Raw genomic sequence first — 11749 nt, forward strand, 5'->3', positions numbered from 1 at the left:
AGGTTTAACCTAGGGATAATGCGTAACCCGCAGGTTAAGCCCAAAACAAAACTTGTATCAGGCGGGAAGAATGACCGGACGGCGCAGGAATGCAGGGATTTCATCGCCAAAAGCAGTGCTGTTATGGGCTGGTTCTGCCGATTTTTGCACTTCGGAAGATGACTTACGGTTGTTTCGCCCGCGATTGCGCGAGGGCTGCTCCGCCTTAGGTGGCGAATCCGCTTCGGGCGTTTCGACGGCTACGGTTTCGATCGCTTCGATAGCCGTTTCGGGTTTGCGGCGCGAACGGCCACGACGCGTACGTCCTTCCTCTTTCGCTTCGGAAACAGGTGTCTGGACAGTGTCGTCGGTCGGCGCAGTATCGACGGCCAAGACCTCGGCATCCGCTACCTTGGGCTCACGCGTGCGCTCGCGACGGCTACGGCTCGAGCGACCTTCGCTGCTGCGCGGGCGATCCGAAATGGAGGTAAAGTCCACATCGTCCAGCGGCAGTTCGACAGGGTCTTTTTTGATGAGCTTCAGAACCTTGTCGAGCGACTTGTCGTCCGACGGGGTCACAATCATGTAGGCGTCACCAGTACGGCCTGCACGGCCTGTACGACCAATACGGTGCACATAGTCGTCGGCGTGGTGCGGCACGTCATAGTTGAAGACGTGGCTGACGGCTGGAATGTCCAGACCGCGCGCGGCCACATCCGATGCCACCAGAAGCTTCAGATCGCCATTACGGAAATCGGACAGGGTCTTCATGCGCAGGGATTGGTCCAGATCACCGTGGATCGGGGCTGCGTTGAAGCCGTGTACGGCCAGCGACTTGGCAACGATGTCCACGTCGGACTTGCGGTTACAGAAGACGATACCGTTCTGCACTTCCGAACGCTCGATCAGAAGACGCAGCGCCGTGCGCTTGGCCTTGGGGTCGGAAACCGGCAGACGGGTAATGTGCTGGGTGATGGTGTCGGCGGTTTGGGCCGGACGAGAGACCTCGATACGGGTCGGGTCTTTTAGGAACTGTTGCGTCAGACGTGTGATTTCCGGCGGCATGGTGGCCGAGAAGAACAGGGTCTGGCGACGCGGCGGCGTCAGTTTGAAGATACGCTCGATGTCGGGAATGAAGCCCATGTCCAGCATGCGGTCGGCTTCGTCGACGACCATGATTTCGACGCCGGTCAGAAGGATCTTGCCGCGCTCGAACAGGTCCAGCAGGCGGCCGGGGGTTGCGATCATCACGTCCACGCCCTTGTTGAGCATGGCGACCTGATCGCCCATCGAAACGCCACCGATCAGCAGCACCCAGTTCAGGCGCGTCCCCTTGGCGTATTTTGCGAAATTCTCGGCGACCTGATCTGCCAGTTCGCGGGTCGGGCACAGCACAACGGCGCGCGGCATACGGGCGCGGGCGCGGCCAGACGACAGGCGGTCGATCAGGGGCAGGGTAAAGGCGGCCGTTTTGCCGGTACCGGTCTGGGCGATACCCAGAACATCACGGCCAGCGAGCGCCACTGGAATGGCCTGCGACTGGATCGGAGTGGCTTCGGTATAGCCGGTATCGGCAATGGCTTGAAGGGTCGTGGGCGAAAGGCCCAGCTTGGAAAACTCGGTCATAGAGTCCTGATTGGACAGAGGATAACGTCATCGACGTCTTTAGCTGACAGAGCCGCCCCTCGTGGGCGAGCGGGCGGCGCGCATCGCCAATCCTGCTCCGAGCTTGGGGCGGTATATGGAAAGCCCTACGCCACAGTCAACTATTTTCGGATGCGACGTGACTTCAACTGTCACAATATCGAAACGTCGGTATGGCTATTCTGCTGTGTTTTCAAAGAATAAGGACGCTTATATGCGCCCTGGCTTATGGATGTCTGCGATCATGGCTGTGCTGCTGTTCAGTGGCTCCGGCACGCATGCGCGAGCCCATTCCAGCGATATGGAAGCGGCCTTTGGCAATACGGTATTGAGTCATTATCCGGATGGCGGATGGGTGCGGCACTGGTTCGAACGTGATGGAAGCTATCGTGCCAGTTTCTCGGATGGGCGCAGCATCAGTGGCAACTGGACGCGCGAAGGCGACAGGCTGTGCCTGAACGATATCCGCCCACGCTTTCTGGTTTCACGTTTCTGTTCGAAATTCACCCAGGTCCGCCTTGGTGAAAGCTGGGCTGCGCGTGATCCACTGGGGCGTCGTGTTCGAAACGAACTGGTGCGCGGGCGTAGCCATTAAGACTACGCCCGCGACCTCTAAAGGGCTTTAAGCCTCTTCAGCCTTTTTCTTTGCCGGAGCCTTTTTGGCAGCAGGCTTTTTCGCGGCCGGCTTCTTGGGTGTTGCCGCCTTTGTAGTTGCGGCTTTCTTTGCGGCCGGTTTCTTGGCCGCGGCCTTCTTCTTGGGAGCAGTGCCAGCCTTGGCCGCCAGCAGTGGCAGGGCCACTTCCAGCGTCATGTCGTCCGGCTCGGTCCCCTTGGGCAGGGTCGCATTGACCTTGTTCCACTTCACATAGGGACCATAGCGTCCGGCCATAACCTGAACGGCGGCACCGTCCTCGGGGTGGGCACCCAGCTCTTTGAGCGGAGCGGCGGCGGCACCGCGAGCGGCACGACCGGCACGTTTTTCGGCCAGCAGGGCGACGGCGCGGTTCAGGCCAACGTCAAACACTTCTTCGATGTCCGAGACATTGGCATAGGTGCCATCATGCGCAACGAACGGACCGAAGCGGCCCAGACCGGCTGTGATCGGCTTGCCGTCTTCGGGGTGTTCGCCCACGACGCGCGGCAGGCTGAGCAGTTTCAGCGCACGTTCCAGATCCAGAGACGCAGGCGACCATCCCTTGGGCAGGGATGAGCGACGCGGCTTGGCACCTTCTTCGAGGGCTTCGGTTTCCACATAGGGGCCAAAGCGACCGATCTTCAGTTGCACGGTTTTGCCCGTTACCGGATCGACACCCAGTTCGCGATCACCGCTTTCGCCGCCCTCTGCACCGTCAGGCGATGCAACGGGACGGGTATATTTGCAGTCCGGATAGCGCGAGCAACCAATGAAGGCACCGTAGCGGCTGGTCTTCAGGCTGAGCTGGCCCTCATTGCAGGTGGGGCACAGACGCGGATCACGGCCATCACCTTTGTCAGGGAAGATGTGCGCGCCCAACGCCTCGTTCAGGTGATCGAGGATGGCGGTCGTGCGCAGTTCGCCCGCAGCCTGTGTGGCAGTGTGGAAGTCGCTCCAGAAGGATCGCAGTAGCGCCTTCCAGTCCAGCTCGCCTGCCGAAACCTCGTCCAGCTGGTCTTCCAGCGCGGCGGTGAAGTCGTATTCGACCCACTTACCAAAGAACTGTTCGAGGAAGGCAGTGACCAGACGGCCCTTGTCTTCCGGATAGAAGCGGTTCTTGTCCATGCGGACATATTCGCGGTCGCGCAGGGTGGTCAGGATCGAGGCATAGGTCGACGGACGACCGATACCCAGTTCTTCCAGTTTCTTGACGAGGGTGGCTTCCGAGAAACGCGGGGGCGGTTCGGTGAAGTGCTGGTCGGTGCGGATGGCTTGGACCTGTGCCTTGGCGCCTTCCTTCAGCGCGGGCAGGCGGCCACCTTCATCCTCGTCCTCGTCCGATGCACCCTTTTGGCGTTCGTCGCGGCCTTCTTCATAGGCCGCGATAAAGCCGTCAAAGACCACAACCTGACCGGTTGCACGCAGGCCGGTCTGGCCGTCGGGCGTTTCGATCTCGATGGTCGTGCGGTCCATACGCGCCGATTCCATCTGGGACGCGATCATACGCTTCCAGATCAGCTCGTAGAGGCGCTTGAGATCAGCATCCAGATGCACGCTGTCAGGATGGCGCATCATATTGGTGGGGCGAATGGCTTCGTGCGCCTCTTGGGCGTTCTTGGCCTTTACCTTGTAATAGCGCGGCTCGGCAGGGACATAGGCCGGACCAAAGCGCTCGGCGATGGCTTCGCGGGCCTGTGCGATGCCTTCGGGGGTCACATAGACGCCGTCGGTACGCATATAGGTGATCAGACCGCCGGTATCATCGACGCCTTCATACAGCTTTTGCGCGGCCTGCATAGTGCGCTGGGCCGTAAAGCCCAGTTTACGAGCGGCTTCCTGTTGCAGGGTCGAGGTGGTGAAGGGTGGCGAGGGCGAACGCTTGGCCGGTTTCTTCTCGACCGATTTGATCGTGAAGTCGCCGCTGTCGATCGCATAACGGGCAGCGGTCGCCATGGCCTCGGACACAATATCCAGACGTTGGACGCGCTTGCCTTCGTGTTTGACCAGACGGGTGGTGAAGGGCGGGCTGTCAGCGATCAGGTCTGCTTCGACCGACCAGTATTCCTGCGGCTTGAAGCGTTCGATTTCCATTTCGCGATCGACAACGATGCGAAGGGCAACCGATTGAACGCGACCCGCCGAGCGGGCACCAGGCAGCTTGCGCCACAGTACCGGCGACAGGTTGAAACCGACCAGATAGTCCAGAGCGCGGCGGGCCAGATAGGCCTCGACCAGTTCCATATCCAGTTGGCGCGGATTGGCCATAGCCTCGAGGACAGCCGACTTGGTGATCGCGTTGAACGTCACGCGCTCGACCGACGTATCCTTCAGGGCCTTCTTCTTGTTCAGGACTTCCAGAACGTGCCAGCTGATCGCCTCTCCCTCGCGGTCGGGGTCGGTCGCGAGAATAACGCGGTCGGCCTTCTTGGCCTCTTCGGCGATTTCCGACAGGCGCTTGGTGGCCTTGGCGTCCACTTCCCACTGCATGGCAAAGTCATCGTCGGGCAGGACCGAGCCATCCTTGGACGGCAAGTCCCGGATATGCCCGTATGAAGCCAGGACCTTATAGTCCGGCCCCAGATACTTATTGATTGTTTTAGCCTTCGCGGGGCTCTCGACGATGACGAGATTCATGGCGCTCTATTCGAGGAAACGGGGGCGCGAACGTGGTTGCGACCGATGGATATGTCAATGCGCCTTGAAAACAACGCATGCCGTAACGTGTGTGTTGCATTGAAATGCAACCTAGGGTTACATATGGTCAAGCTGGGCGCTGTGAGGGAGTGGCTATGCTGGTTTTGCGCAATCAGGTTCAAGCGGGCGAAGTACGGGACAGAGCCTGTGAGGCGCTGCCCAAGGGTGTCACCCATATCCGTGAGTATGTAGGCAGCATGTCCAGCGAACTGGCGCAAATGGCGCGAGGGCAGGGCGACGAGCGACTGGCATGCTTGCTGGAGTTGGCGGCGGAAATGGCAAAGCATTGAGCACAAAGCGACACCGTACCCGCCTACAGGCCGGAAACCAGTCCACCCGGTAGCAGGGTGGCCCGATCCGTCAGACTTAGCTCCAGCAGGGCGGCGGCAACCGTGGCGGCGGGCAGGTTCAGATGACGCGACAATTCATCCGTCGCCGTGGGGACGGGCGATAACAGGCGTGCGATTTTCTCGATCACATCATGCGCTGGCTCGGCCATGACAGGTTCAAAATCCGGTACGGCGTGTGGCTCGAACAATGAGCGAAGCGTCGTAAAGGCCCGCTGTACGTCCTCGGCACTTTCGCAAAGGATGGCCCCCTGACGTAACAGGTCATTGGTGCCGCGTGTGCGGGGATCAAGCGGCGATCCGGGCACCGCAAACACGTCGCGATTCTGTTCGGCGGCGATGCGTGCGGTAATCAGCGAGCCGGATTTCAGTTCGGCCTCGACCACGATCACACCGCGTGACAGCCCTGACAATATGCGGTTACGACGTGGAAAATCGCGCGCCTGAGCCCGCATTCCCATCGGGCTTTCCGATACCAGACAGCCGGTCTCGCCGATTTTGGCATGTAGTTCGGCATTTTCGGGCGGATAGATGTCGTCGATGCCGCCCCCCAGAACGGCGACAGTGCCTGTTTCCTGCGCGCCAGAATGGGCGGCGGTATCAATCCCGCGCGCAAGGCCGGAAACGACGACATGTCCTGCCTGACCCAGTTCGCGGGCCAGATCGCGGGCAATGCGTAGCCCGCCAGCAGAAGCAATCCGAGCGCCGACAATGGCAATCGTTTCACCATGCAGCAGGTCTTTACGGCCCTTCACCCACAAAACGGGCGGCGGTGGGTCAATATGTGAAAGCCGCAGGGGATAGTGGGCATCGCCACGAACCAGAAGCGTGGCACCATAGGCGTGTCCGGCTTCAAGCTCGGCTTCTATGGTGCGGGTATCGGGCAGATTATAGGTCGCACGACCGCTGCGGCGGACCAGATCGGGCAGGGCGTCGATGGCGGTGATCGCACTGCCGAAACGCTGCAAAAGCTGGGAAAAGGTGACGGGACCGATTTTATCGGTCCGCGCCAGCCGGAGGCGGGCAAAACGCTCGGCCTCCGGCAGGGCCGTCATGCTTTGACGTCTCCGGCCTTCTTGCCGCCGATCTTGGGCTCTTGTCCCTTGATGAGGCGCCCAATGTTCTCATGGTGCCGGAACCAGATCAGGACAGCGGCAAAGATCGCCAGAAGATAGATCGGCTTGGCGATAGGAAAGCCCATAGATGCCACCGAGGTAATGCCAATCAGTGGGGTTACCGCAGACGCAATAAGGGCCGACAGAGACGAAATACGGAAGGCAAAGGCGCAGACCAGCCAAATCAGCGCGGCCACCAGCCCCAGAGGCCAGTGCGCGGCCAGCATCAGGCCAAAGAAGGTTGCGACCCCCTTGCCGCCCTTGAATTTAAGCCACACCGGATAGAGGTGGCCAAGGAAGGCCGCACCACCGGCTAGAGCCGCAGCCACTTCGCTGCCGGTAATGTAGCGGGCCAGAAGCAGAGCCACAGCGCCCTTGCCAGCGTCCAGCAACAGGGTCGCGATGGCCAGATCTTTACGGCCGGTACGCAGCACATTGGTGGCGCCGATGTTTCCAGAGCCGATCTTGCGGACATCACCCGCACCAAAGGCACGGGTCAGCAACACACCAAAAGGTATGGAGCCGAGCAGATAGCCCGCGATCGTGACCAGACCGAGAGTTACGAGGGCGGGGGCCGCCAAATCCTGCACTTTGATTCGCTCCTATGCGCGCTGATCGTAGACGATGCGACCGTCGACGATGGTGAGCAAGACCTTGCCTTGCAAACGGCGGCCGTCAAACGGCGAGTTCTTGGACTTGGACTTCAGCTTGGCCGCGTCCACAACGATGGGCGCACCCGCATCGAACAGGATCAGGTCGGCGGGGGCACCTTGGGCAATCACACCGCTGTCGAGGCCCAGCAAGTTGGCCGGATTTTGCGTCATCGGGCGCAGCACGTCGATCAGGTCGATCCCGTTATCGTGGTGCAGATTGGTGACGGCGGCGGCAAGAAGGGTTTCCAACCCCACAGCGCCGGGTTCAGCCTCAGCGAACGGACGGCGCTTGTTTTCCGCCGGTTCGGGACAATGCGCCGAAGTAATCACGTCGATCAGGCCGTCACGAATGCCTTCGATCATAGCCTGACGGTCACCTTCGGTGCGAAGAGGCGGATCAAGACGATAGAAGGTGCGATAATCGCCGATATCGATCTCGTTAAAGCACAGGTGGTTGATCGACACCGATGCCGCAACATCCAAGCCGCGTGTACGAGCGCGGGTCAGGACCTCCAGAGCGCCTTCGGTTGAAATCTGGTCGACAAGGAAACGTGCGCCGGTTTGTTCGACCAGAGCCAGATCGCGCTCCAACTGAATACGCTCGGCCAGAGCGGGCTGGCCCGACAGGCCAAGACGCGTGGCCAGTTCGCCCGCCGTCGCGACCGTGCCTTCCGACAACCACGGCTCGACAGGACGGCAAGAAATCAGGGCGTTGAACGAGGCTGCGTAGCTCATCACCCGTTGCAGGGTGCGGCTGTTGCGGATCACATGGTCTACGTCGGTGAAATAAAGCGCACCGGCTTCGTCCATCAGGCCGATTTCGGCCATGCGCTCACCTTCACGGCCTTGGGTGGCAGCACCGGCAGCGTGGACATGCACCAGTCCCAGCGCGGCACCACGACGACGGATGTGGTCGATGGTGGCGGGATCATCGATAGCCGGATCGGTGTCGGGCTGGATGACGATGGTGGTCACGCCACCCGCAGCCGCAGACAGGCTGGCCGATTTCAGAGTTTCTTTGGGCTCGTTGCCCGGCTCGCCGGTCTTCACGCGGATGTCGATCAGCCCGGGGGCAAGGATGCGCCCTTGGGCATTAATGACAGTCGCGCCAGCTGGAGCCGACTGGGCCGAGCCGTGCATGACCTCTTTGATGCGACCGTTCTCGATGATGACGCCACCAGCGCCATCATAGTCACTGGCAGGATCAATCAGGCGGGCATTGAGGATAGCGGTAATGGTCATTATTCGTCTCCCGCGCGGCGGTGGGCGAGGGCGGCCAGTACAGCCATGCGGGCGGCCACGCCCATCTCAACCTGATCCTGAATAAGCGAAACAGACAGGTCGTCGGCAACGTCGGAATCGATTTCAACGCCTCGGTTCATCGGGCCGGGGTGCATGACCTTGGCTGTGGGCTTGGCATAGGCCAACTTTTCACGGTCCAGACCCCAGAAACGGAAATACTCGCGCGTGGACGGAATGAGCGCCCCTGCCATTCGTTCCATTTGCAGGCGTAACATCATAACAACATCAACGCCTTGCAGGCCTTCCTTCATGTCATGGAAGATTTCGACATTCCAGCGCCGGGCCACGCTCGGGATCAGGGTGGTGGGGCCGACCAAGCGAACATTGGCACCCATCATCTGCAACAGGGCGATGTTGGAGCGCGCTACGCGGCTGTGGGTCACGTCCCCACAGATCGCGACCGTCAGGCCGCCGACATCGCCAAAACTGCGACGCAGGGTCAGCAGGTCCAGTAAGGCCTGTGTGGGGTGTTCATGGCGGCCGTCACCGGCGTTCACAACGGCGCACCCGACCTTCTGCGACAGCAGGTCCACCGCGCCCGAGGCCGAGTGGCGCACCACAAGAATCTCCGGCTTCATGGCGTTCAGAGTCACGGCGGTGTCGATCAGGGTCTCGCCCTTCTTCACCGAAGACGAGGCAACCGGCATGGTCACAACATCTGCGCCCAGTCGCTTGGCGGCGATCTCGAAAGAGGAACTGGTGCGGGTCGAGTTCTCGAAGAACAGGTTTACGACCGTCTGTCCGCGCATCAGGTCGATGCCTTTGGCGGACTGGCGGTTAAAGTCGACGAAAGCGTCGGCCAGATCGAGCAAAGCCATGGCGGCGGGCGGATTTAAATCCGCAGCAGCAAGGAAGTGGGCTTTGGGGAACGGGGTGAGCCGCTCCTGAATGATTTCGGTGACATGTGCGGCTTGGGTCATCGAGAAGCCGCTATAGGCGTGTCCGGCGCTTGAGGGAATAGTGTGACGCCATCACATCGTTAGATAGCGTCACATCAGGTTTCCGATTGTCTCAGATTTGGCCGCTGCTGATACGCAGCTGATCCAGCGCGCCCTGCAAAATCCAAGACGCGGCTGTGCGGTCCACAACCTCGGCGCGGCGTTTGCGGTTCAGGTCCAGTTCCTCGATCAGGAAACGCTCTACACCCGCGGTGGACAGGCGTTCGTCCTGAAAGGCGATATTGACGGGGCGGATGCGTTCCAGATTACGGGCAAAGGCGCGGCACGACTGGGCGCGCGGCCCCTCGGTGCCGTCCATGTTCAGCGGCAGGCCGATCACCAGAGCCGAGACATTGCGCCCGTCCATAAGCTTGAACAGCGCCTCGGCTTCCTGCGTGAACTTTGTCTTGCGGATCAGCTGGAGCGGGCTGGCAATCATGCGACTGGCGTCGGAAACGGCGACGCCGATGGTTTTCTCGCCAAGGTCCAGTCCGATCCACGAGGTGTTCGGAGGGCAGGCGGCGGGCAGGTCTTTTAGGTCAAATACAGGCACAAACACCCCATATTACATAGGGAACCGCTTGTCGAAGGCGCGGCAGAGCGGTAACCCACTTCTTTATTGTAGGCGCGACGACTCCCTATCGTTGTGCCGCCGGATATTTCGGAGACTTTCATGGCTATCGACGCCGCGACGGTGAGGCGGGTTGCCCACCTCGCCCGTATCAAAACCCCCGAGGAACGCCTGGAGCCGCTGGCCCAGGAGCTGAACGGTATCCTGAACTGGATCGAGCAGCTGAACGAGGTGGACGTAGACGGTGTCGAGCCGATGACCTCGAACGTGGCCCAGACCCTGCGCCTGCGTGACGACGTTGTGACCGACGGCGACAAGGTTGCCGATGTCCTGTCCAACGCACCCAAGGCCGCAGACGGCTTCTTCGTCGTACCGAAGGTCGTGGAGTAAATAATGAGCGACCTGACCAAACTGACGCTGGCCGATGCCGTTGACGGCCTGAAAGCCAAGACCTTCTCGTCGGAAGAGCTGACCCAAGCCTTCCTTGGCGAGATTGCGAGCGCCAACCCGACGCTGAACGCCTATGTCGAAGTGACGGGCGAAAAGGCACTGGCACAAGCCCGCGCATCTGACGCCAAGCTCGCCAAGGGCGAGGGCGGTGACCTTGAGGGCGCGCCGCTAGGCATCAAGGACCTGTTCTGCACCGAGGGTGTGCAGACGACAGCCGGTTCCAACATGCTGCGCGGCTTTGTGCCGCCGTATGAATCGACCGTCACCGCCAATCTGTGGCGCGACGGTGCGGTCATGCTGGGCAAGCTGAACATGGACGAGTTCGCCATGGGCTCGGCCAACGAGACCTCGGCCTTTGGTCCAGTTGTGAACCCGTGGAAAGCTCAGGGCGATGATGCGCAACTGACGCCGGGCGGCTCGTCGGGCGGCTCGGCTTCGGCTGTGGCTGCAAACCTGTGCCTTGCTGCGACTGCTTCGGATACCGGTGGCTCGATCCGCCAACCGGCAGCCTTTACCGGCACCGTGGGCATCAAGCCGACCTATGGCCGCGCCAGCCGCTTCGGTATGGTCGCGTTTGCCTCGTCGCTGGATCAGGCAGGACCGATCACCAAGACGGTGAAAGACTCGGCCATCCTGCTGAAATCCATGTGCTCGTTCGACACCAAGGATTCCACCAGCCTCGACGTTCCGACTCCGGATTGGGCCGCTTCGGTTGGCCAGTCGGTCAAGGGTCTGCGCATCGGCGTTCCGGCGGAATACCTGATCGACGGTATGCCCGAAGAGATCAAGAAGCTGTGGGAGCAGGGCGTCGAGTGGCTGAAAGCCGCTGGCTGCGAGATCGTCCAGATCAGCCTGCCGCACACCAAATATGCCCTGCCGACCTATTATATCGTGGCTCCGGCAGAGGCTTCGTCGAACCTCGCCCGTTATGATGGCATGCGTTTCGGTCACCGCGCCGAAGAATTCACCTCGCTAGACGACCTGTACGCCGCATCGCGCGCAGAGGGCTTTGGCAAGGAAGTTCAGCGCCGCCTGACCATCGGTGCCTATGTGCTGTCGGCTGGCTTCTATGACGCCTATTACGTTCGCGCCCTGAAGGTGCGTCGTCGCATTGCCGAGGACTTCGACAATGTGTGGGGCAAGGTTGACGCCATCCTGACGCCGTCGACCCCGTCGGCTGCGTTCAAGCTGGGCGACAAGCAGATCGATCCGCTGACCATGTATCTGAACGACGTCTTCACCGTCACGACCAATCTGGCCGGTCTTCCGGGCATTTCGGTTCCGGCGGGTCTGGACTCGAAGGGGCTGCCGCTGGGTCTGCAGATCATCGGCAAGGCACTGGATGAAGATACCGTCTTCAAGGTCGCAGGCGCGATCGAAGACGCTGCCGGTTTCGTTTCCAAACCGGCCAAGTGGTGGTGA

At 60.9% G+C, this 11749-nt stretch carries 11 protein-coding genes; 4 read left to right on the forward strand and 7 right to left on the reverse strand.

Annotated elements, in window-relative coordinates; genetic code table 11:
- Positions 1–57: 57 nt before the first annotated feature.
- Complete coding sequence (locus tag FHS64_RS10845; protein ID WP_167178230.1) at positions 58–1605, reverse strand: DEAD/DEAH box helicase; 1548 nt, start codon at positions 1603–1605, stop codon at positions 58–60.
- A 232-nt stretch (positions 1606–1837) separates the two neighbouring features.
- Between FHS64_RS10845 and FHS64_RS10850 the strand changes: the two genes are divergently transcribed.
- Positions 1838–2218: a hypothetical protein gene (locus tag FHS64_RS10850; protein WP_167178231.1), complete on the forward strand. Its 381-nt coding sequence runs from the start codon at positions 1838–1840 to the stop codon at positions 2216–2218.
- A 27-nt stretch (positions 2219–2245) separates the two neighbouring features.
- Here FHS64_RS10850 and topA read toward each other — a convergent pair whose 3' ends face one another.
- On the reverse strand, positions 2246–4891 hold the full coding sequence (gene topA / locus FHS64_RS10855; protein ID WP_167178232.1) for a type I DNA topoisomerase: 2646 nt from the start codon (positions 4889–4891) through the stop codon (positions 2246–2248).
- A 155-nt stretch (positions 4892–5046) separates the two neighbouring features.
- On the opposite strand from topA, the gene FHS64_RS10860 reads away from it, so the two are divergent.
- Positions 5047–5241 (forward strand): hypothetical protein, encoded by a 195-nt coding sequence (locus FHS64_RS10860; RefSeq protein ID WP_167178233.1) that lies wholly within the window; start codon positions 5047–5049, stop codon positions 5239–5241.
- 23 nt (positions 5242–5264) lie between these two features.
- Here FHS64_RS10860 and dprA read toward each other — a convergent pair whose 3' ends face one another.
- The 5 genes from dprA to ruvX form a co-directional block, all read right to left on the reverse strand.
- Entirely contained in the window at positions 5265–6353 is a 1089-nt protein-coding gene (dprA, locus tag FHS64_RS10865) for a DNA-processing protein DprA (RefSeq protein ID WP_167178234.1), read from the reverse strand.
- A complete protein-coding gene (plsY, locus tag FHS64_RS10870) occupies positions 6350–7003 on the reverse strand; it encodes a glycerol-3-phosphate 1-O-acyltransferase PlsY (protein ID WP_167178235.1) in 654 nt (217 codons plus the stop codon). The genes dprA and plsY overlap by 4 nt, the downstream gene beginning before the upstream one ends.
- A gap of 12 nt (positions 7004–7015) precedes the next feature.
- Positions 7016–8308, reverse strand: a complete 1293-nt coding sequence (gene pyrC / locus FHS64_RS10875) for a dihydroorotase (RefSeq protein ID WP_167178236.1) — start codon at positions 8306–8308, stop codon at positions 7016–7018.
- Positions 8308–9288, reverse strand: coding sequence for an aspartate carbamoyltransferase catalytic subunit (locus tag FHS64_RS10880; RefSeq protein ID WP_167178237.1), 981 nt, complete (start codon positions 9286–9288; stop codon positions 8308–8310). The genes pyrC and FHS64_RS10880 overlap by 1 nt, the downstream gene beginning before the upstream one ends.
- 91 nt (positions 9289–9379) lie before the next feature.
- A complete protein-coding gene (gene ruvX / locus FHS64_RS10885; RefSeq protein WP_167178238.1) occupies positions 9380–9859 on the reverse strand; it encodes a Holliday junction resolvase RuvX in 480 nt (159 codons plus the stop codon).
- 120 nt (positions 9860–9979) lie between these two features.
- On the opposite strand from ruvX, the gene gatC reads away from it, so the two are divergent.
- Positions 9980–10267, forward strand: a complete 288-nt coding sequence (gene gatC, locus FHS64_RS10890; RefSeq protein WP_167178239.1) for an Asp-tRNA(Asn)/Glu-tRNA(Gln) amidotransferase subunit GatC — start codon at positions 9980–9982, stop codon at positions 10265–10267.
- A 3-nt stretch (positions 10268–10270) separates the two neighbouring features.
- Positions 10271–11749, forward strand: a complete 1479-nt coding sequence (gene gatA, locus FHS64_RS10895) for an Asp-tRNA(Asn)/Glu-tRNA(Gln) amidotransferase subunit GatA (RefSeq protein WP_167178240.1) — start codon at positions 10271–10273, stop codon at positions 11747–11749.

The organism is Brevundimonas terrae (genome assembly GCF_011761985.1).
GTDB lineage: Bacteria > Pseudomonadota > Alphaproteobacteria > Caulobacterales > Caulobacteraceae > Brevundimonas > Brevundimonas terrae.